The following is an 18,940-nucleotide window of genomic DNA, read 5'->3' as shown; positions in this document are numbered from 1 at the left end:
CGAGGCTGCGTCAGAGGCGACCGACGACGTGGTCGATGGACGCCGTCAGCGCCTCCACGTCGGCGGGGTCGATCGCCGGGTACATCGCGATCCGCAGCTGGTTGCGGCCGAGCTTGCGGTAGGGCTCGGTGTCGACGATCCCGTTGGCGCGCAGCACCTTCGCGACCACGGCGGCGTCGATCGCGTCGTCGAAGTCGATGGTGCCGATCACCAGCGAGCGGTTCGCCGGGTCCGCCACATAGGGGGTGGTGTACGACGTCCGCTCGGCCCAGCCGTAGAGCGCGTCGGACGAGGCGGTGGTCCGCTCGACCATGCCCTTGAGGCCGCCCTGGGCGTTCATCCAGTCCAGCTGCTCGGCCATGAGGAAGAGGGTCGCGACCGACGGGGTGTTGTAGGTCTGGTTCAGGCGGCTGTTGTCGATGGCCGTCTTGAGGTTGAAGAACGGCGGGATGTAGCGGTCGGACGCCGCGATCCGCTCGGCGCGCTCGATCGCCGCCGGGCTGAAGATGCCGAACCACAGGCCGCCGTCGGAGGCGAAGCTCTTCTGTGGGGCGAAGTAGTAGACGTCGCTCTCGCGGAGGTCGACCGGCAGGCCGCCGGCACCCGAGGTGGCGTCGATGAGGACGAGTGCCCCCTCGTCGACGCCCGCGGGGCGGATCACCGGTGCCATCACGGCGGTGGAGGTCTCGTTGTGTGCCCACCCGTAGACGTCGACGCCGGCCTCGGCGACCGCGACCGGCCGCGTGCCCGGGTCGGCCGCGATCACCGACGGCGCGTCCAGCCAGGGCGCCGCCTTGACCGAGGAGGCGAACTTGCTGGAGAACTCGCCGAAGGTGAGGTGCTGCGACCGCTTCTCGATCAGCCCGAAGGCCGCGATGTCCCAGAAGGCCGTGGCGCCGCCGTTGCCGAGCACGACCTCGTAGCCGTCGGGCAGGTCGAAGAGGTCGCTCAGGCCCTGGAGCACGCGGCCCACGGTGTCGCGCACCGGCGCCTGACGGTGCGAGGTGCCCATCAGCGAGGCGCCGGTCGCGGCCAGCGCGTCGAGGTGGCTGGGCTGGATCTTCGAGGGCCCGGCGCCGAAGCGGCCGTCGGCGGGCTTGAGCTCGGCGGGGATCTGGATGTCGGTCACGTGGTCAACCTTCTCATCGTGAGGCGAGCGAGGCAGGGCTGACGACGCTGTCAGGGACGGGCGTCCGTGGCCGCGGGTCACGGACGCCGCCATTGTGACAGGCCGGGCGTGGCGCTGTTCAATCGGTTTCGCCATGCAAGCGTTCCTGGACCTCCGCCCGGTCGGCTATCTCCATCCCGACGCCGCGTCGCTCGTCGCCCGGGTGCAGGAGGAGTACGTCGAGAGGTACGGCTCGCCCGACGAGAGCCCCGTCGACCCGGCCGGCTTCGAGCTCCCCGAGGGCATCTTCCTCGTCGGGTACGACGCCGGCGCGGCGCCCGCCGTACCGGTCGCGACGGGTGCCTGGCGCCGGTCGCCGGTCCGCGCCCTGGGCGGTGTGGACGCGGTCGAGGTGAAGCGGATGTTCGTGCTCGCCGAGCACCGCGGACGTGGCTTCGCCCGCGCCGTCCTGGCCGCGCTGGAGGCCACCGCCCGCGCCGCCGGGCACGACCTGGTCGTCCTCGAGACCGGCCTCCGGCAGCCGGAGGCGATCGGCCTGTACCTCAGTGCGGGATACGAGGAGATCCCCGGCTTCGGCTATTACCAGGACGCCCCGCTGTCGCGCTGCTTCGGCAAGCGGATCCGCTGACTCCCCCCGGCAACGCCGACCCGGGTCAGATGACGTCGCGACGCCGGACCAGCGCGATGCTGGCGACGACGGCGAGGACGACGTAGACCGCGACCGTGATCGCGGCCCGGTCGGCGGGGACTGCGTCGAGGACGCCCGGGGTCTGGTCGCCGGAGTCCGGGTCGAGACCGATGACGGCGCCGATGAGGGAGCCGGCGGCGGTGCCGGGCAGCACCTCGGTGAGGCCCTCGACCCAGCCGAGGAGCTGGCCGACGCCGCGCAGCAGGTTCTCGACGACGAGCGCCCAGACCAGGCCGAGGCCGACGGACAGCGCCGGCCCGCGGGCGAGCGTGCCGAGCAGGAAGCCCAGCAGGGCCCACATCTCGAGGACCAGGAAGCCGCTGCCGGCGGCCTCGGCCACCGAGCCGAGGGACGGCATCGCGATGTCCTGGGACTCGGTGCCCGCGATGAGAAGGGAGATGGCGAGATCGAGCCCGAAGGTCACGACGAGGGTGCCGACCACGACGCCGGTGAGCGCGGCGATCGAGCCGAGCAGGGCCGGGGTGCGGCGCACGCCCTGGGAGAAGAGCGTCTTCCACGTGCCCCAGCCGTAGCCGTTCCCGGCGACGAGGGCGCCCAGCACCATCATCAGCGCGCCGCCGAACATCGGCATGCCCTGCAAGAAGACCTCGGGTACGGCGTCCGGCATCATCCGGGCGAGCTGCTCGGCCTGGGTGGTGCCCTCGTCGGCGAAGGTGGGGTCGCCGCTGGTGTAGGACAGATAGGTGAACAGGTAGCCGAACATCATGCTCAGCACCAGCCAGGCTCCGAGGGTGATCCACACCGCCGGCCAGGCACGCAGGCGCATCAGCTCGGCGCGGGTGCTGCGGGCGGTGGCGGTCGTCGTACTCATCGCACGGACTCCTTGTGGCTCGTCATCTCGAAGAAGACCTCCTCGAGGCTGCGCTCGGCAGCGGTGATCTCGTGGAGGTCGACGCCGGCGCCGACGAGGGCGCGGGCGACATCGGGGGCGCGTTCCGCGGGCAGGGTCAACAGCAGCGCGCCGTCGGCCTCGCGGCGTACGCCGTCGTCGCCGGCCAGGCGCATCGCGACGGCGAGCGCCTCCGGCTCGGGGGTCGCACGGAGCCGGAGGGAGACGCCGCCGCGGAGCTCGGCGACGGTCGACTCGCGCAGCAGCCGGCCGTCGTTGATCACGCCGACGCGGTGGCAGATCTCCTGCACCTCCGCCAGCAGATGGCTGGACAGCAGGACCGTCTGCCCGCCGCGGGCGAGGTCGACGACGAGGGCGCGCATGTCGGCCATGCCGGCCGGGTCGAGCCCGTTGGTCGGCTCGTCGAGGATGATCAGCTCCGGGTCGCCCATGAGCGCGGCCGCCACGCCGAGTCGCTGCTTCATGCCCAGGGAGTAGCCCTTGAACCGGTCGTCGCCCCGTCCGGCGAGGTCGACCCGCTCCAGGACCCGCTCGACCTCGGCGTCGGACAGTCCGCGATGGCGGGCCAGGACACGCAGGTTGGCGCGGCCGGAGAGGTACGGATGGAAGCCCGGTCCTTCGATGAGGGCGCCGACGGACGGGCCGATCCGCGCCTCGCCGGCGGTGGGCCGGATCAGGCCGAGCAGCATGCGCAGGGTCGTCGTCTTCCCGGCGCCGTTGGGGCCGAGGAAGCCGTAGACCTCGCCGCGCCGCACGGTCATGGTCACCTTGTCCACGGCGATCCGGTCGCCGTAGACCTTCGTGAGGTTCTCGGTGCTCGCCACCGGTGTGTTCGCTGTCATGGGCTCCACGGTCGTCGGTCCGGGCCGCTCGCGCGTCCGCCGTGCGGCGGCGTCCGGCTACGCGATCCTGCGTACGCCGGTGGCGCCCGTCGGCGTACACCGACGCCCGCGCGCCGTTCTAGCCTCGCTGCATGAGCGCACCGACCGCCCGCCGCGCGACCCATCCGACGGTGGCCGAGCTGACCCGCGCCCACCGTTCGTGGTGGCCGTGGGCCGTGCTCGTCATCGTGCTGCTCGGCACCGCGGCGTCCAACGGCAAGAACGACGTCGACCACCCGGTGCCGCTGGGCGTGCTCCTCGTCGTCGTCGCGACGCTGCCCGCGGTGCTCCCGCCGCTGCCGGGCCGGCTCGCCGGGCTGGCGCTGCTGGCCTCCGGGGCGCTGTGCGGGCTCTACTTCGCGCTCGGGTACGCCGACGGGCCGGTCTTCCTGGCCCTGCCGGTGGTCACCTTCCTGGTGGCCGCGGCGGTGCCGGTCGGGCGGTGGCTGCCGGGTGCCCTGGTCGGTGTCGTGCTGCTCGCGGCGGGCCTGGCGGCCCGGTGGCAGTGGCATGCCGACGAGCCGCACAAGAGCCTGTGGCAGGGCATCGGGATGCTCGGCGTGGTGCTGGCGGCGGGCGCCGTGGCGACGGCGACCCGGAACCGGTTCGAGGCGCGCGCCGAGCGGGTCGAGCGAGCGGCGACCGAGGAGCGGTTGCGCATGGCGCAGGACCTGCACGACGGCGTCGGGCACGGTCTCGCGGTGATCGCGATGCAGGCCGGCGTCGCGCTGCACGTGCTCGACCGCGACCCGACGGCGGCCCGGACGAGCCTCGAGGCGATCCGGCGCACCAGCAGGGAGGCACTCGACGCGCTGCGTGCCGAGCTCGCGGTGATCGCGGGGGAGCCCGCTCCGCGTCGCCCCGCGCCCGGGGTCGCGGAGATCGATGCCGTGATCGAGCGGGTACGCGCGGCGGGGCTGCGCGTCGACGTCGTGGGGGAGCCCGGCGAGGTCGACGCGCCGGTGGGCGAGGTGGCGTACGCGGTCGTGCAGGAGGCGCTCACCAACGTGCTGCGCCACGCGGGCGCCGGTGCCGCGACCGTCGCCTGGGAGCGGGGCACGGACACCCTCGCGGTCCGCATCGTCGACGACGGACGCGGCGGGGCGGTGCAGGATGAGGGCATGGGCATCAGCGGCATGCGCGCTCGGGTGGCCGCGGTCGGCGGCACCTTCCGGGCCGGACCGATGGAGCACGGCGGCTTCGAGGTCGCCGCCGTGCTGCCCGCATGAGCGGCCCCCGGCCGGTGCGGGTCGCGCTCGTCGACGACCAGCCGCTGGTGCGGATGGGCGTCGCGACCCTGGTCGCCGCGGAGCCGGGGCTCGAGCTCGCCGGAGAGGCGGCCGACGGGCGCGAGGGCCTGGCCCTGATCCGGCGGACCCGACCCGACGTCGTGCTCTGCGACATCCGGATGCCCGTCCTCGACGGGCTGGGGCTGCTCGCGGAGGTCGCGGCCGACCCGGACCTGAGCGCGGTGAAGGTCGTGATGCTCACGACCTTCGAGCTCGACGAGTACGTCTTCGAGGCGCTCCGCAACGGCGCCAGCGGGTTCCTGCTCAAGGACGCCGAGCCGACCGCCATCCTGGACGCGGTCCGCGTGGTCGCCGACGGCGGCTCCCTGCTCGCGCCGTCGGTCACCCGCACCGTGATCGACCACTTCGGCGCCCGTCGTGCCGAGCGGCCGCACCCACGGATCGGCGACCTCACCGAGCGCGAGCGCGAGATCCTCGGCTGGGTCGCGACCGGCCGGTCGAACGGCGAGATCGCGCAGGCGCTGGTCGTCAGCCCCGACACGGTCCGCACCCACGTCAGCCGGGCGATGGTCAAGCTGCAGGCCCGTGACCGGGCGCAGCTGGTGGTGTTCGCGATCGAGTCCGGGCTGCGCCGCTGACGTCGTCGGGTACGCCGGTCCCGGGCGGGTTGTCGGCCGCCGGCACCGGGTCGCCGAGGACCCGGAGGACCGGCACGTGGCCGCCCCAGACGCCGGCTGCGACGTCCTCCGGATCATCCACAGGGCCGCCGGCGCGTGCCTTCATCGACGCCTCGCGGAGGGGGACGGCGAGCACGGCTGTCGCGGCCAGCTCCTTGCGGGTGCTCGGCCGCAGGGTGGCGGCGCGGCCGGGGACCATGTGGTCGACGATGAGGTCGAGGGCGTGCTGTCGCTCGGCGGGATCGTCGACGAGCCGCGCGCGGCCGATGACGACGGCGGAGCGGTAGTTCATCGAGTGGTGGAAGGCGGAGCGCGCGGTGACCAGGCCGTCGAGCTCGGTCACGGTCACGCAGACCGTCGCGTCGCCGGCCTGCCGCAGCCACCGGGCGGCGACGGACCCGTGGACGTAGAGCGAGCCGCCCGCGTCGGGGCCGTCGACGTCGACGGCGTAGGCCGTCGGCAGCACGACGGGATGGTCGCCGACGGTGACGCCGATGTGCGCGATGAACGCGTCGCGGAGCAGGGCGAGCAGCGCGCCGCGGTCGGCCACGGCGCGGTTGCGTCCGCGCCGCACCCGGGTGCGGTCGGTCGGCTCCAGGGGCTGCGTGCTCAGCGTGGTCATGGCACCATCGTGAGCGACAGGTGGTCTGTGCACACGGGCCAGTTCCCTCGCATTCCGACAGGCCAATCTTGCTTCCCGTCCGACTCGACCGCGCCGACCCGCGTCCGCTGGGCACCCAGCTCGCCGACCAGGTCCGCCAGCTGGTGCTCGACGGCGCCCTCGCCCCGCAGGACCGGATGCCCGCGACCCGTCGTCTCGCGGCCGAGCTCGGCGTCTCCCGCACGGTCGTCACGCAGGCCTTCGACCAGCTCCTCGCCGAGGGCTGGCTCGAGGCGCGGCAGGGTGCCGGCACGTGGGTGGCCGGCGGGCCGGCCAGCCGACGAGCGACGCCCGCCCGGCGTCGTACCTCCGGCCGGGAGCGGGCGCTGGTCCCGCTCGACGCAGGCACGCCCTGGATCGACCCGCGGCACCAGGCGGTGTGGCGGAGGGCCTGGCGGGAGGTCTCGGCGGCCACCCCGCCCCGCGGCTACGACGACGCGCGCGGTCTGCCCGAGCTGCGCGCGCTGCTCGCCGAACGGCTCGGGCGCACGCGGGGGCTCGCCGTGGACGCCGACCGGGTGCGGGTCACCGGCGGCACGGGCGCCGGGCTGCGTCACCTGCTCGCGGTGCTGGCGCCCGGCGCCGTCGCGCTGGAGGACCCCGGCTACCGGGCGGCGGTCGCCACCGTGCGCGGGTCCGGCCGGCCCGTACGGGACCTGCCCGCGCTCGAGCCGGTCACCGAGCTCGACGGGTGCGCCGCGGCGTACGTCACCCCGGCTCACCAGCATCCCCTCGGCCGGGTGCTGCCCGCCTCCGACCGGCTGCGCCTGCTGGCGACGGCCCGGCGCGACCAGGCGGTGGTCATCGAGGACGACTACGACTCCGAGTTCCGCTACGACGTCGCCCCGGTGCCCGCGCTGGCGTCGCTCGACCGCGGCCGGGTCGCCTACCTCGGCACCGCGTCCAAGGCGATCCTGCCCTCCCTGCGCCTCGGCTGGGCGGTCGTGCCCGACGGGCTGCTCGACGCCTTCGACGCGCACCGCGCGCTGACCCACGACGCGCCGCCGTGGCCGGTGCAGCGGGCGCTGGTCACGCTGCTGCGCGACGGGTACGTCGACGCCGTGGTCCGCTCCGCCCGGCGGGTGTACGCCGAGCGGGCGCCGCGGGTGGTGGCGGCGCTCTCGCCGTACGCCGAGCTCGCCGGGCCGGTCGCCGGCATGTACTCCACCTGGCTGCTGCCCCACGCCCGCGCCGTCCGGGCCCGCGCCGCCGCCGAGCAGGCGGGCTTCCGGGTCAACCTGCTGCGCGACTACTGCCGCACCGCCCGGCTCAGCGGCCTGGTCGTCGGCTTCGGCGGTCCGACGGACGCGGAGCTGGACCGGGCGCTCGGGGTGCTCGCGGGGGCGCTGAACTCTTGTAACTAAGTGTTACGTACGCGATTGGGGACTGGTGGGGCGCATGTGGTGGATAACCGTGCTGTAACCCTTAGTTACAAGCGGTTGCCGCTGATCCGCACCGGCCGCCCGGCGACGTACCCGGCGCCGATCTGCACCACGCCGATCCCCGCGAGGATCGCGCAGGGCAGCCGCCAGCCGCCGGTCGCGTCGTGCAGGACGCCGACGAGGAGCGGGCCGCCGGCCGCGATGAGGTAGCCGATGCTCTGTGCCATCGTCGACAGGGAGGCGGTGTCGGCCGTCGAGGTGGTGCGCAGCGCGAAGAACGACAGGGTCACGGGGAACACCGCTCCGCCGGCGCCGAGCAGCGCCGCCCACAGCCACGCGCCGCCGGCGGGGGCGAGGGACAGACCGGCCCAGCCGAGCATGGTGAGCAGGGTGAGGGCGAGGACCAGGTGGCCCTGGTGGCGCAGCCGCACCGCGAGCGTGGGGGCGATGAAGAAGAACGGGAGGCCGATGGTGATGCTCACTGCGAGCAGCAGGCCGGCGGTCGCGTCGCTGAACCCCGCGCCGGCGTACACGCTCGGGAGCCAGCTCATCATGACGTAGGCGTAGAGCGACTGGGCCCCGAAGAGCACCGTGACGGCCCAGGCCGTGGGGCTGCGCCACAGGGACGCGCGGCGGACCTCGGCGCGGCGCGGGTCGCGCCGCCGGCAGTACGGCGCCCAGGCGAGTGCGGCGGCGAGCGCGGTGAGCGCCCACACGCCCAGGCCCACGCGCCAGCTGCCGGCGGCGTTGGCGATCGGGACGGTCGCGGCCGCGCCGATCGCGGAGCCGAACGACAGCACGGTCGTGTAGGCCCCGGTCATCAGTCCGATGCGGTGCGGGAAGTGCTCCTTGACGATCGCCGGGACCAGGACGTTGCCGAGGGCGATGCCGGCGCAGGCGACGGCCGTGCCGGCGATGAGGGCCGGCGTGCCGTCGACCACGCGCAGCAGCAGACCGGTCGCGAGCAGCGCGAGCGCGGCGACCAGGCCGCGATCGACGCCCATCCAGCGCGTCACGGCCATCGCCGTGGCGCCGACCACCGCGAAGCAGAGCACGGGCAGGGAGGTCAGCAGGCCCTGGGTCGCGGGGGAGACGCCGAGGTCGCCGAGCCGGTCGAGCAGCGCGCCCAGCGAGGTGATCGCCAGGCGCAGGTTGAAGGCCACGAGCAGGACGGCGACGACGAGGCCGGCGCCGGCGCGCGCCGACTGGCCCGGCGCGGCGGTCCCTGCGGAACCGGCTGCGGAACCGGCTGCGGAACCGGCTGCGGAACCGGGTGCGGGGGCTGCATCGGGCGTGGACGCGGGAGCCGGCGCCGGCCCCGTCGCGGCGGCGGGCGGGCCGCCGGCTGCGCACTCCGGCTCGGCGGCGGCATCATGGACGGAGGCGGACATGTGCCTAGGATGCCAGACATAGGATGATTGGACGAATGACGGAGGTCACTGTGCCCCTTGCCCCCACCAGCTCCGCCTCGCTGGTCGACCAGGCCATCGACGGCATGCGCGCGCTGCTCGAGAGCGGTGAGTGGGAGGTCGGCACCCGGATCCCGCCCGAGCCGGCCCTCGCCGCGGCGCTCGGCGTCAGCCGCAACACGGTGCGCGAGGCGGTCAAGGCGCTCGCCCACCTCGGGCTGCTGCAGGTCCGTCGCGGTGACGGGACCTATGTCGCCGCCAGCACCGAGATGCAGGCGCTGATGCACAAGCAGCTCGACCGGGTCGAGCTCGGGCACCTGTTGGAGGTGCGGCACGCGATCGAGGTGCGGGCCGCGGCGCTGGCCGCCGCGCGGCGTACCGTCGACGACCTCGCCGCGCTGGACGCCATCATGGAGCGGCGCCGTGACGCGGTTCGCGACGACGAGGGCGCGGCCTTCGTCGACGCGGACGTCGACTTCCACTGCGCGATCGTGGCCGCGGCCCACAACCCGCTGCTGGTCGAGCTGTACGACGGTCTGGTCGCCACCCTGCGGGCCAGCATCCAGCCCCCGACCGACTCCGACGTGCTCGCGGACGAGCACGACGCCGTGCTCGAGGCGATCCGGCGAGGCGACCCGGTCGCCGCGGCCGCGGCCGGTGAGGAGCTGCTCGACCACGTCGTGCGGTGACGCGGATCCACCCGCACCGGACCGGACCACGCCCGACCCGACCGCACCGCACCGACCCGGGCCGGATCAGCGTCGGGTGAGCTGCCCGCCGAGGATCGCCGCCAGGGCGAGTGCGAAGCCCGCGACCTGCAGGGGGCGCAGTGCCTCGCCGAGCACCAGCCAGCCCAGGGCGGCGGCCACGACGGGCGACAGCAGCCCGAGCAGCGCGGTCGCGACGACCGGCAGCGAGCCGAGCCCGCGGAACCACAGCAGGTACGCCGCCAACCCGCCGACCGCGCCCAGCCACAGGTAGCCGCCGGCCGCCGGGGCGTCGATGGCCGGCGGTGCCCCCTCGACGAGGAACGTCAGCGGAAGCAGGACCAGGCCGCCGGCCGTCAGCAGCCAGCTCACCAGGACGCCCGAGCCGACGCCCTCGGGCCGTCCCCAGCGCCGGGTGAGGACGACGCCGGCGGCCATCGACAGGGCGCCGCCGAGGCCGGCGAGGAGGCCCACCGGGTCGAGCGCGGCCTCGGGGCCGATCACGACGAGCGCCACCCCGCCGACGCCGGCCAGTGCCCAGGCGACCCGGGCGACGGTCGGGTGCTCGCCGAGGAGCGGAAGGGCGAGCGCGATCACCAGCAGCGGCTGGACGGCGCCGACGGTCGCCGCGACACCTCCCGGCAGCCGCTCCGCCGCGACGAACAGGAGCGGGAAGAAGATGCCGATGTTGAGGGCGCCCAGGACGAGCGAGCGCCACCACCACACGCCCGCGGGCAGGCGACGCAGTACGACGAGCAGCAGCAGGCCGGCCGGCAGTGCGCGCAGGAGGCCCGCATAGAGCGGATGACCGGGCGGCAGCAGCTCGGTCGTCACGAGGTACGTCGTGCCCCACACCGCCGGCGCGAGCGCGGTCAGCGCGGTGAGCCCGGCGCTGGCGGGAGCGGCGGGCACGGCCGGGGTGCTCGGCGTGCTCGGCGTGCCGGTGGTGCCCGCACCGGGGCGTGCGCCGGGGGCCGATTGCCGGAGCTGGGTGGTGGTCATGGATCCAGGGTGCGCCGGATCAATTCATGAGTCCAACACATGCTTTTCATCTGATCGATCGTGATTCAAGATGGATGGATGGAGCTGCAGCAGATGAGGTACGTCGTGGCGATCGCCGAGCACGGGAGCTTCACCCGGGCGGCGGAGGCCTGCTTCGTCGTGCAGTCCGCGCTCAGCCACCAGGTGGCGCGACTGGAGCAGGAGCTCGGCGTACGGCTCTTCCACCGGACCAGCCGCCAGGTCCGGCTCAGCCCGGCCGGCCAGGCGTTCCTGCCGGTCGCCCGCCAGTGCCTCGACGCCGCCGACCGGGCGCGGGCCGAGGTCGCCGCCGTGACGGGCGAGGTGCGTGGACCGCTGTCGATCGGCGTGATCCCGACGGTCGCGGCGGTCGATGTCCCCGCCGCGCTGCGCACCTTCCGCGAGCGACACCCCCAGGTGCAGGTCCGGCTCACGAGCGGCAACAGCGACACCCACCTGCAGCAGGTCGCCGACGGAGCGCTCGACCTCGCGTTCCTCGGGCTGCCCGAGGGCTGGGAGATCTCGGGCGTGGCGGCTCGCCGGCTGGCCCGCGACCACCACCGCGCGGTCATGGCGCCCGGCCACCCGCTCGCCGGGCGCGCCCGGCTGAGCCTGGACCGGCTCGCCGGGGAGACCTTCGTTGACTTCCCGGCCGGCAGCACCGGTCGCCTCCAGGCCGACCGGGCGTTCGCGGACGCCGGGCTGCGCCGGGAGGTCAGCTTCGAGACCACCGACATCCTGTTGATGGCGCGCATCCTGCGCGCCGGTCTCGCGGTGGCGCTGCTCGCGTCCACCTTCGTCGAGCAGCTGCCCGGACTGGTCGCCGTGCCCGTCACCCGCGCTCCGGTCCGTACCGAGCACGTGGTGTGGAGCAGGTTCGGGCCCGCGCCCGCCGCCGCCGCCTTCCTCGAACAGGTCGGCGTCGCGGTCTGAGTGCGAGCCCGTCGGCTCAGGTCGGCGCCGTGGGTGCCGATGGACCGGCGTGTCCGTCGTGCGCCCGCTGCTTGCTGCCGCCCTCCTGGCGACGGCACTGACGCTGTCGCCCGGGCCGCCGGCGCTGGCCGGGCCCGCCGCGGCGCCGGGTCTGCGGGCATCCGCCGCGCACGCCGATGCGGCCCCGCTCGAGGACTACGCCGCCTACGAGCCGCCCGTCCGCTGCTCGCCGCGCGACCGGCGCGGCACCAAGGCGCTCGCCCGATGGACGGTACGGCGCTTCGGCGGCGGCTGGGGTGGCATCTCCCGGTCCTGCGGCGCCACTCCGTCGGAGCACAGCGAGGGCCGCGCGTTCGACTGGACGGTCGACGTACGCCGCGCCGCGGACCGGCGCCGGGTCCGTGCGCTGCTCGACGCGCTCTTCGCGCCCGACGCCGCGGGCAACCCCGCCGCGCGCGCACGCCGGATGGGCGTCATGTACGTCATCTGGGACGACACGACCTGGTCGTCGTGGCGGCGGTTCGCCCCCGCGCCGTACCTCAACGCGGCCTGTCCCTCGAAGCGCGAGTGCTCCCGCACCCTGCGGCACCGCGACCACGTGCACATCTCGCTCACCCGAGCGGGTGCTCGCGGCCGGCTCTCCTGGTACATCGGCCGGGTCTAGCCACCCGGACCGCGACGCACCCGGCATCCGGGTCGTCGAATCGGTGGATTCACGACCGGAATGCCGGGTGCAACGGTCAGACCAGCCCGCGCGTCACTTGCCCCAGGCGGCGTCCCAGCCCTCGATGTCGCTGGCGGGCCGGGCGGCCGGGCCGGTGTAGATCGCGGAGGGGCGGATCAGGCGGCCGGTGGTCTTCTGCTCCAGGATGTGGGCCGACCAGCCGCCGGTGCGGGCGCAGGTGAACATCGAGGTGAACATGTTGGCCGGGACCTCGGCGAAGTCGAGCACGATCGCCGCCCAGAACTCGACGTTCGTCTCCAGCACCCGGTCGGGACGACGGGCGCGGAGCTCGGCGAGGGCGGCCTTCTCCAGCGCCTCGGCGACCTCGTAGCGCGGGGCGTCGAGCTCGCGGGCGGTGCGGCGCAGCACGCGGGCGCGCGGGTCCTCGGCACGGTAGACGCGGTGCCCGAAGCCCATCAGCCGCTCGCCGGAGTCGAGCAGGCCCTTGACGTAGCCCTCGGCGTCGCCGGACTTCTCGACCTCCTCGATCATGTGCAGCACCCGCGACGGCGCACCGCCGTGCAGCGGGCCGCTCATCGCGCCGATGGCGCCCGAGAACGCGGCGGCCACGTCGGCCCCGGTCGAGGTGATCACCCGGGCGGTGAAGGTGGAGGCGTTCATGCCGTGCTCGGCCGCCGAGGACCAGTACGCGTCGATGGCGTGGGCGTGCTTGGGGTCCGCCTCGCCGCGCCAGCGGATGAGGAACTTCTCGGCGAGCGTCGTGCCCTCGTCCACCACCTTCTGGGGTACGACGGGCAGGTGGAGGTCGCGCGCCGACTGGCCGGCGTACGACAGGACCATCACGGCCACCCGGGCGAGGTCGGCGCGGGCCTGCTCGTCGCTGATGTCGTAGGTCTGGCCGAACCCGAAGGCCGGCGCGAGCATGGCGATCGCCGCCTGGACGTCGACGCGCACGTCGCCGGTGTGCACGGGGAGGCTGAACGCCTCCGCCGGCGGCAGGCCGGGGGTGAAGGACCCGTCGATGAGCAGGCCCCACACGTTCTCGAAGGGCACGCGGCCGACGAGATCCTCGATGTCGACGCCGCGGTAGCGCAGGGCCGAGCCCTCCTTGTCGGGCTCCGCGATCTGGGTCTCGAAGGCGACGACGCCCTCCAGTCCGTGGTGTACCTCGGGCATCGGCGAACTCCTTCGAAGCGATGAGTGCAGGTGCGTCCGAGCCGGGCGACCCGCGGGCCACCCGGCATTCTGCCCCACGTCGCTCCGGTGCCGGCGTCGCAGGTGGCACCTAAGGTGGGCCCATGGCCGCCGACCTCACCCCGTCACCCGACCTGGCCGCCCTGCGCAGGGAGTACGGCGACCGGGGACTCGCCGAGGCCGACGTGCCCGCGACGCCGTGGCCGCTGTGGCGGCGCTGGTTCGACGACGCGGCCGCCGCGGGTGTGCACGAGCCGAACGCGATGGTCGTGGCGACCGTCGACCCGGACGGCGCCCCGTCGGCGCGGATGGTGCTGCTCAAGGGCGTCGCGGCCGACGGGCCGGAGGAGGGGTTCACCTTCTTCACCAACACCGGCTCCCGCAAGGGTGCCGCGCTGGGGGCCGAGCCGCGCTGCGCGCTGCTCTTCCCGTGGCACCCGCTGGAGCGCCAGGTCCGGGTCGAGGGCACGGCGCACCCGCTGTCCGCCGAGCGGGTGGCGGCGTACTTCGGCTCCCGCCCGCGCGGCGCGCAGCTCGGCGCGTGGGCCTCGCCCCAGTCGCGGGTGGTCGACGGCCGGGCGGAGCTCGACCGCCGCTACGGCGAGGCCGAGGAGCGCTTCGCCGGAGCGGAGGTGCCGGTCCCGCCGGCCTGGGGCGGCTACCGGGTCGCCCCGGCGTCCTTCGAGTTCTGGCAGGGGCGGCCCGGCCGGATGCACGACCGGCTGCGCTACGCGCGCACCGCCACCGGCTGGGAGGTCACCAGGCTGGCGCCCTGAGGTGCGCCGCTGTCGTGCGGCCGGTCGGACTTCTGTGCCGCCGCATAGATCGCTCCGAGCAGGATCAGCACCGCGATCACGCCGACCAGGATCAGTGTCTCGCGCTTGTCGGCGCCTCCGACGGCGGGACGCCGCGGGGCCTGCTCCCGGGCGGCCGGGACGGGCGCGGGCTCCGGCGCGGACGCGCGGGCGGGCTCGGGTACGCCGGGCTCCCGGTCGGTCGCGACCTCGGCGGCCTCGGTGGCCGCGGCGGCGTCGGGGATCTCGTCGGGGATCTCGTCGGGGATCTCGTCGGGGATCTCGTCGGGGATCTCGTCGGTCTCGATGTCGGCGGCGACGTCGGCGAGCCCGGCGGCCTCGGCGGGTTCGGCGCCGGCGACCTCCTCGGTGGCGTCAGTGCCGCTGAGGTTACCGAGGTCACCGACGTCGTCGAGGTCCTCGATCTCCTCGATGTCGTCGGGATCCGGTACCTCCCGGCCCGGGCCGACGGGACGCGGGCGGGTGCTGTGACTCGCGGAGCGGCGGCGCTTGGTGCGGCGCCGGCGCACGATCTCCGAGCCGAGGCCCGGGACGTCCCCCGCGCCCTCGAGCGGCTCGAAGCGGGGGACGGCGCGGCTGCTCGCCACGACCTGGCGGAACGCCTCGTGGTCGTCGTGCGCCGTGAGCACCGCCGCCGCCTCCGGCGCGGCGTCGGCGGCGGTGGCGCGGACGGCCTCCGGAGCGCCGGCCGCATCCTCGTCCGCGTCCTCGACCGCAGCGCTGGCCGCACCGTCCGCAGCACCGTCCGCCCCGGCAGCCGAGCGCGGCGCGGGGTCGGCGAGGGGATCGGACGGCGGGTTGAAGAGCGGGTCGAAGCGGGGCACCTCCCGCGACGGGGTCAGCAGCGACCGGAACGCGGCGTGCTGGCGCCGCCGCTCCTCGCGGGTGAGGTCGTCGGCATTCGAAGCGTGGTCGTCGGGGGACACGGGGTCATCCTCGCCGATGGCGACGTGCGGCCGGCCGCTGGTGGGCCACAGGTCGGGATCGACCGCCTCGGGGACGACCAACAGACCATGGATCGTCGGCCAGCGGCTCCGGGGCCGCTGCGGCGGTCAGGGCCTCCAGCAGGGTGCGCTCGTCCGGGTGGACCCCCATGTCCATGCCCGCATCCTGCCCGCTGTGCCGGTCCCGTGGGGCGGAATCGTCGACCCGCCCGGCGGCTCACCCCGCCGAGCGGGGGCGGAGCCTTCAGCGCCCGGCGTCGTCCAGCGCGGCCTTCGTCAGCGTGCGGCCGAGGTCGAGCAGCTCGTCGGCGCGGTGGAAGTCGATGGTGCGGGCGGCGCTGAGCGGGACGGTGACGAGGACGTCGGGGGGCAGCGCGGCCAGGCGGTAGCGGGTGATCAGGCTCTGCATCGCGTCGAACGACAGCGACACGACCTCCGAGGTCCGCACGTCCGGGCGGACGTCGACCGCGTCGCTCGGCGGGGCCTCCGCCGGCGCCTCGGGCGGGGCGGACGGCGGGGCGGCGGGCGGGACGGAGGGAGATCCCACCTCGCCCGGGTCCTCCGCGCCCCGGCGGACCGGGTCCTCCTCGCCCCGGCGGACCGGGTCCTCCTCGCCCCGGCGGAACCGGCGGCGCAGGTCGGCCGCCCACTCCGCGCGGCGCACGGAGAACCCGCGGGCGGGCGAAGTCGGCTCGTGCGGCGCGCGTGGCCCCTGCAGGGAGACCGCGACGGTGAAGTCGGCGGCTGCCGCGGCGGTGGGCTCGAGCGGCAGCGGGTTGAGCAGGCCGCCGTCGACGAGGACCCGGCCGTCGACGACGGCGGGCGTGAACAGGCCGGGGATGGCGAAGGAGGCTCGCATCGCGGGGATGAGCGGTCCCCGCTGGAACCACACCTCGCGTCGGGCGGCGAGGTCGGTCGCGACGGCCGTGTAGGGGATCGGCAGCGACTCGATGGTGACGTCGCCGACGATGTCGTCGAGAGCGGCCATCAGCCGCTCGGCCGTGGCCGCGCCACCACCCGCCCAGGTCGGGTCGGCGAGCCGGACCACCCGTCGTCCCGTCAGCGTCGAGGCCCAGGCGGCGAACTGGTCGTCCTTGCCGGCGGCGACGAGACCGCCCACCACGGCGCCCATCGATGTGCCGGAGACGGCGACGATCTCGTGGCCGCGGTCGCGGAGCTCCTGCACCGCGCCGAGGTGGGCGTACCCGCGGGCGCCGCCGGAGCCGAGGACGAGCGCGACGCGTGCCATGACCCCATTGTGGGTCGGCCGTCGCGACATAGCCCAGGCGTGACCGTGTCGTTGTGCTCACATGGGACCGCGAACCATCACCAGACTGGTCGTCGCCCTCAGCCTCGCCGTGACCGGCCTCGCCGCGTGGCCGCGGCCGGCCGGCGCCGACGACCCGGATCCGCCCGCGCGGGTGGTCGTCGACGACCGGTTCACGACCTCCGACGGCGTCGAGCTGCAGGCCACGCTGACGAGCGTCGGCCCGGTGACCGCGAAGCCGACGGTGATCGAGTTCTCGCCCTACGGCGACGGCAGCCAGACGTTGGAGGTGACGCCGGACTACAACTTCCTGCTGGTCCAGATCCGCGGCACCGGCGACAGCGACGGCTCCTTCGACGCCCTCGGTCCGAGGAGCCAGCGCGACGTGGTCGAGGTGCTGCGGTGGGCGTGCACGCAGCCGTTCACTGACGGCAACCTGGCGCTCAACGGCTTCTCGGCCAGTGCGATCGTGCTCTACAACTCCTGGCACCAGGAGCTGCCGTGCGTGAAGGCCGCGATCCTGCGCTCCGGCACCCACGAGCTCTACCGCGACCTGCTGGTCCCCGGCGGCGTCCTCAACCTGGTCCCCGGCGCCGGCGTGATCGGCATGATCGGCGCACCGGCCCTGCTCCAGGGCATCGACCGGCTGCGGCGCGACCCGGGCTCCTCGCTCGACGTGGTCGGCGGCCTGTTCGCCAGCGGCCTCGGCGTCCTGGGCCACCTGAGCCTGGACTCCTGGTGGGTCGAGCGCGGCTGGCGCGGCGACGCCAACGACATCCCCGTGCTCATGCTCAACGGGTTCTACGACGTCGAGTCGCGCGGCGTCTTCCAGGCCTTCCAGGCGCTGCGCGACGACGGCGCTCATCTCGTGATGGAGGGCGGGCACGACGGTACGCCGGCCGGCACCGACGGCGGCGTCGGGGAGGCCCACGCCTGGCTCGACCACCACCTGCGCGGCGTCGACAACGGGATCGAGCGCCGGCCACCGGTCCGGCTGCTTCTCGCCCACGGCGACCGGGCGGCGTACCTCGCCGGCGACTACTCGGTCCGGGAGGCCGCCGACTGGCCGGTGCCCGGGACCACCTGGACCGAGCTCGCCCTCGGCGCCGGCAAGCGACTGACGACCACCGCATCGGCCGCGTCGCGCAAGGAGGCCTATCTCACCGTTCCGACCCTGCCGACGATGTCGGACGTCCCGACGTGGTCGCTGCTCGAGGCCGGGGGAGCGAAGGCGCTCACCGGGGCGCTGCCCTTCCTCGGCCGCACGGACGCGGTGGCCGTCGACGGACTGACCGGCCTGACCTACACGACCGACGCCCTGGCCGCCGACGTCGCGCTGGCGGGCCCGGTCGCGCTCGACGTGCCGCTGGCGACCACGACGCCCGGCTCGGGCATCTGGGCGATCCTCTCCGACGTCGCCCCCGACGGCTCCTCGCACCCGCTCACCGTCGGCCGGCTCTCGACGAGCTACCCGAACCTCGTCCCCGGTCGATCGCTGACCGACGCCTCTGGCGCGGTGGTCCAGCCCTACGGCGACTACGCCACCGTCGACCGGTCCGGCGCGGGGAAGCTCCGGCGCTACCAGGTCGAGCTGTGGCCGGTCGGCAACGTCTTCCGGGCCGGCCACCGGCTGCGCATCCAGCTCGTCGGGACCTCGCTGTTCTCGCCGCTGGCCCTGCCCGCCGTGCACACGATCCGGGTCGGTGGCCCGGACGGCGCCCGGCTGCGGGTCCCGGTGCTGCCGGGGAGCGACCTCGGCTCGGCCCTGCGCTGACCCGGCCGGGCGCGAGCCGCCGACTGCCGGGCCGCCGACAGCCGGACCCGTCACCGCTCGACCCGCAGCACCACCGAGTCCACCCGCGGCGGCGGGCGGAAGGCCGCCCGCGGGACGGCACGCCCGACCCGGAGCCGGTACCGACGGGCGTGCCGGGCCCGGGGCGGCGCCGCCGCGATCCGCCGGGCGGTCGCCGACTGCAGCACGAGGTCGGCCGAGAGCAGCCGGTCGGTGCCCAGCAGCAGGCGGACCAACGGCGTGCTCAGGGAGTACGGAGGGCTGGCGACCACGCGGAACGGCCGCGAGGGCAGGCGGAGGTCGCGCAGGTCGCAGCGAACCACGCGCACGCCGCGCTCGGCGTACCGCTCCCGGAGCGCGGCGGCCCGCCCGGGATGCAGCTCGACCGCGATCACCCGGGCGCCGGCGTCGGCCAACGGTCCGGTCAGGGCGCCGTGCCCGGCGCCGATGTCGAGGACCAGATCCCCCGCGGCGACGGGGCTCTCGGCGACGACGCGCCGCGCCCAGTCAGGCCGGAGCGGGTGCCATCCCCAGTCCCGCCGCGTCCGCTGCCCGGACACGACGCACCATCACGTTGACGTAGCTCATGACCCGGACCCTACGGAGCGTCCCGGCGACGCCGCATCCCCTTTTGC

At 75.0% G+C, this 18,940-nt stretch carries 19 protein-coding genes; 9 read left to right on the top strand and 10 right to left on the bottom strand.

Annotation, left to right across the window (positions count from 1 at the left end):
- Positions 1–10: 10 nt before the first annotated feature.
- Positions 11–1,129, bottom strand: coding sequence for a phosphoserine transaminase (serC, locus tag ACPZVR_RS06945; RefSeq protein ID WP_436698851.1), 1,119 nt, complete (start codon positions 1,127–1,129; stop codon positions 11–13).
- Between the two features lie 133 nt (positions 1,130–1,262).
- On the opposite strand from serC, the gene ACPZVR_RS06940 reads away from it, so the two are divergent.
- A complete protein-coding gene (locus ACPZVR_RS06940) occupies positions 1,263–1,757 on the top strand; it encodes a GNAT family N-acetyltransferase (RefSeq protein ID WP_436698850.1) in 495 nt (164 codons plus the stop codon).
- 25 nt (positions 1,758–1,782) lie between these two features.
- Here ACPZVR_RS06940 and ACPZVR_RS06935 read toward each other — a convergent pair whose 3' ends face one another.
- Complete coding sequence (locus ACPZVR_RS06935; RefSeq protein WP_436698849.1) at positions 1,783–2,649, bottom strand: ABC transporter permease; 867 nt, start codon at positions 2,647–2,649, stop codon at positions 1,783–1,785.
- A complete protein-coding gene (locus tag ACPZVR_RS06930; protein WP_436698848.1) occupies positions 2,646–3,530 on the bottom strand; it encodes an ABC transporter ATP-binding protein in 885 nt (294 codons plus the stop codon). The genes ACPZVR_RS06935 and ACPZVR_RS06930 overlap by 4 nt, the downstream gene beginning before the upstream one ends.
- A gap of 131 nt (positions 3,531–3,661) precedes the next feature.
- Here ACPZVR_RS06930 and ACPZVR_RS06925 point away from each other — a divergent pair, with 131 nt between their 5' ends.
- Both ACPZVR_RS06925 and ACPZVR_RS06920 read left to right on the top strand, forming a co-directional pair.
- On the top strand, positions 3,662–4,798 hold the full coding sequence (locus ACPZVR_RS06925) for a sensor histidine kinase (RefSeq protein ID WP_436698847.1): 1,137 nt from the start codon (positions 3,662–3,664) through the stop codon (positions 4,796–4,798).
- On the top strand, positions 4,795–5,457 hold the full coding sequence (locus ACPZVR_RS06920; protein ID WP_436698846.1) for a response regulator: 663 nt from the start codon (positions 4,795–4,797) through the stop codon (positions 5,455–5,457). Before ACPZVR_RS06925 ends, ACPZVR_RS06920 begins: the two co-directional genes overlap by 4 nt.
- Here ACPZVR_RS06920 and ACPZVR_RS06915 read toward each other — a convergent pair.
- Positions 5,390–6,118, bottom strand: a complete 729-nt coding sequence (locus tag ACPZVR_RS06915) for a pyridoxamine 5'-phosphate oxidase family protein (RefSeq protein WP_436698845.1) — start codon at positions 6,116–6,118, stop codon at positions 5,390–5,392. The two genes, ACPZVR_RS06920 and ACPZVR_RS06915, sit on opposite strands and share 68 nt — an antisense overlap.
- A 68-nt stretch (positions 6,119–6,186) precedes the next feature.
- Here ACPZVR_RS06915 and ACPZVR_RS06910 point away from each other — a divergent pair, with 68 nt between their 5' ends.
- Entirely contained in the window at positions 6,187–7,521 is a 1,335-nt protein-coding gene (locus ACPZVR_RS06910; protein ID WP_436698844.1) for an aminotransferase-like domain-containing protein, read from the top strand.
- Between the two features lie 65 nt (positions 7,522–7,586).
- On the opposite strand, the gene ACPZVR_RS06905 is transcribed toward ACPZVR_RS06910, so the two are convergent.
- Complete coding sequence (locus ACPZVR_RS06905; RefSeq protein ID WP_436698843.1) at positions 7,587–8,930, bottom strand: CynX/NimT family MFS transporter; 1,344 nt, start codon at positions 8,928–8,930, stop codon at positions 7,587–7,589.
- A gap of 35 nt (positions 8,931–8,965) precedes the next feature.
- On the opposite strand from ACPZVR_RS06905, the gene ACPZVR_RS06900 reads away from it, so the two are divergent.
- Positions 8,966–9,637 (top strand): FadR/GntR family transcriptional regulator, encoded by a 672-nt coding sequence (locus ACPZVR_RS06900; RefSeq protein WP_436698842.1) that lies wholly within the window; start codon positions 8,966–8,968, stop codon positions 9,635–9,637.
- 66 nt (positions 9,638–9,703) lie between these two features.
- Here the strand turns inward: ACPZVR_RS06900 and ACPZVR_RS06895 are convergent, their stop codons facing one another.
- Positions 9,704–10,657: an EamA family transporter gene (locus ACPZVR_RS06895; protein ID WP_436698841.1), complete on the bottom strand. Its 954-nt coding sequence runs from the start codon at positions 10,655–10,657 to the stop codon at positions 9,704–9,706.
- Between the two features lie 78 nt (positions 10,658–10,735).
- Here ACPZVR_RS06895 and ACPZVR_RS06890 point away from each other — a divergent pair, with 78 nt between their 5' ends.
- Both ACPZVR_RS06890 and ACPZVR_RS06885 read left to right on the top strand, forming a co-directional pair.
- Entirely contained in the window at positions 10,736–11,608 is an 873-nt protein-coding gene (locus ACPZVR_RS06890; RefSeq protein WP_436698840.1) for a LysR substrate-binding domain-containing protein, read from the top strand.
- Between the two features lie 49 nt (positions 11,609–11,657).
- On the top strand, positions 11,658–12,272 hold the full coding sequence (locus ACPZVR_RS06885) for a VldE C-terminal domain-containing protein (protein WP_436698839.1): 615 nt from the start codon (positions 11,658–11,660) through the stop codon (positions 12,270–12,272).
- 93 nt (positions 12,273–12,365) lie between these two features.
- Here ACPZVR_RS06885 and ACPZVR_RS06880 read toward each other — a convergent pair whose 3' ends face one another.
- Positions 12,366–13,469 (bottom strand): citrate synthase 2, encoded by a 1,104-nt coding sequence (locus ACPZVR_RS06880; protein WP_436698838.1) that lies wholly within the window; start codon positions 13,467–13,469, stop codon positions 12,366–12,368.
- A 122-nt stretch (positions 13,470–13,591) separates the two neighbouring features.
- Between ACPZVR_RS06880 and pdxH the strand changes: the two genes are divergently transcribed.
- The gene (pdxH, locus tag ACPZVR_RS06875; RefSeq protein ID WP_436698837.1) at positions 13,592–14,263 is read left to right on the top strand and encodes a pyridoxamine 5'-phosphate oxidase; all 672 of its coding nucleotides are present in this window, start codon (positions 13,592–13,594) and stop codon (positions 14,261–14,263) included.
- On the opposite strand, the gene ACPZVR_RS06870 is transcribed toward pdxH, so the two are convergent.
- Both ACPZVR_RS06870 and ACPZVR_RS06865 read right to left on the bottom strand, forming a co-directional pair.
- A complete protein-coding gene (locus ACPZVR_RS06870; RefSeq protein WP_436698836.1) occupies positions 14,215–15,228 on the bottom strand; it encodes a hypothetical protein in 1,014 nt (337 codons plus the stop codon). The two genes, pdxH and ACPZVR_RS06870, sit on opposite strands and share 49 nt — an antisense overlap.
- 262 nt (positions 15,229–15,490) lie before the next feature.
- Positions 15,491–16,495 (bottom strand): patatin-like phospholipase family protein, encoded by a 1,005-nt coding sequence (locus tag ACPZVR_RS06865; RefSeq protein WP_436698835.1) that lies wholly within the window; start codon positions 16,493–16,495, stop codon positions 15,491–15,493.
- Between the two features lie 61 nt (positions 16,496–16,556).
- Between ACPZVR_RS06865 and ACPZVR_RS06860 the strand changes: the two genes are divergently transcribed.
- A complete protein-coding gene (locus tag ACPZVR_RS06860; protein WP_436698834.1) occupies positions 16,557–18,287 on the top strand; it encodes a CocE/NonD family hydrolase in 1,731 nt (576 codons plus the stop codon).
- Positions 18,288–18,337: 50 nt separating this feature from the next.
- Here the strand turns inward: ACPZVR_RS06860 and ACPZVR_RS06855 are convergent, their stop codons facing one another.
- Positions 18,338–18,865 (bottom strand): rRNA adenine N-6-methyltransferase family protein, encoded by a 528-nt coding sequence (locus ACPZVR_RS06855; protein ID WP_436698833.1) that lies wholly within the window; start codon positions 18,863–18,865, stop codon positions 18,338–18,340.
- Positions 18,866–18,940: the final 75 nt, after the last annotated feature.

This window comes from Nocardioides segetis (assembly GCF_051390595.1).
Taxonomy (GTDB): domain Bacteria; phylum Actinomycetota; class Actinomycetes; order Propionibacteriales; family Nocardioidaceae; genus Nocardioides.
Note: the sequence above shows the minus strand (reverse complement) of the source record. Positions and strands in the feature narration are given on the sequence as shown.

What these genes read in the sequence shown, in the direction of transcription:
- ACPZVR_RS06940 (WP_436698850.1), top strand. Translation starts at nt 1,263, where the DNA reads ATGCAAGCGTTCCTGGACCTCCGCCCGGTCGGCTATCTCCATCCCGAC.
- ACPZVR_RS06935 (WP_436698849.1), bottom strand. Translation starts at nt 2,649, where the DNA reads ATGAGTACGACGACCGCCACCGCCCGCAGCACCCGCGCCGAGCTGATG.
- ACPZVR_RS06930 (WP_436698848.1), bottom strand. Translation starts at nt 3,530, where the DNA reads ATGACAGCGAACACACCGGTGGCGAGCACCGAGAACCTCACGAAGGTC.
- ACPZVR_RS06925 (WP_436698847.1), top strand. Translation starts at nt 3,662, where the DNA reads ATGAGCGCACCGACCGCCCGCCGCGCGACCCATCCGACGGTGGCCGAG.
- ACPZVR_RS06920 (WP_436698846.1), top strand. Translation starts at nt 4,795, where the DNA reads ATGAGCGGCCCCCGGCCGGTGCGGGTCGCGCTCGTCGACGACCAGCCG.
- ACPZVR_RS06915 (WP_436698845.1), bottom strand. Translation starts at nt 6,118, where the DNA reads ATGACCACGCTGAGCACGCAGCCCCTGGAGCCGACCGACCGCACCCGG.
- ACPZVR_RS06905 (WP_436698843.1), bottom strand. Translation starts at nt 8,930, where the DNA reads ATGTCCGCCTCCGTCCATGATGCCGCCGCCGAGCCGGAGTGCGCAGCC.
- ACPZVR_RS06900 (WP_436698842.1), top strand. Translation starts at nt 8,966, where the DNA reads ATGACGGAGGTCACTGTGCCCCTTGCCCCCACCAGCTCCGCCTCGCTG.
- ACPZVR_RS06895 (WP_436698841.1), bottom strand. Translation starts at nt 10,657, where the DNA reads ATGACCACCACCCAGCTCCGGCAATCGGCCCCCGGCGCACGCCCCGGT.
- ACPZVR_RS06890 (WP_436698840.1), top strand. Translation starts at nt 10,736, where the DNA reads ATGGAGCTGCAGCAGATGAGGTACGTCGTGGCGATCGCCGAGCACGGG.
- ACPZVR_RS06880 (WP_436698838.1), bottom strand. Translation starts at nt 13,469, where the DNA reads ATGCCCGAGGTACACCACGGACTGGAGGGCGTCGTCGCCTTCGAGACC.
- pdxH (WP_436698837.1), top strand. Translation starts at nt 13,592, where the DNA reads ATGGCCGCCGACCTCACCCCGTCACCCGACCTGGCCGCCCTGCGCAGG.
- ACPZVR_RS06865 (WP_436698835.1), bottom strand. Translation starts at nt 16,495, where the DNA reads ATGGCACGCGTCGCGCTCGTCCTCGGCTCCGGCGGCGCCCGCGGGTAC.
- ACPZVR_RS06860 (WP_436698834.1), top strand. Translation starts at nt 16,557, where the DNA reads ATGGGACCGCGAACCATCACCAGACTGGTCGTCGCCCTCAGCCTCGCC.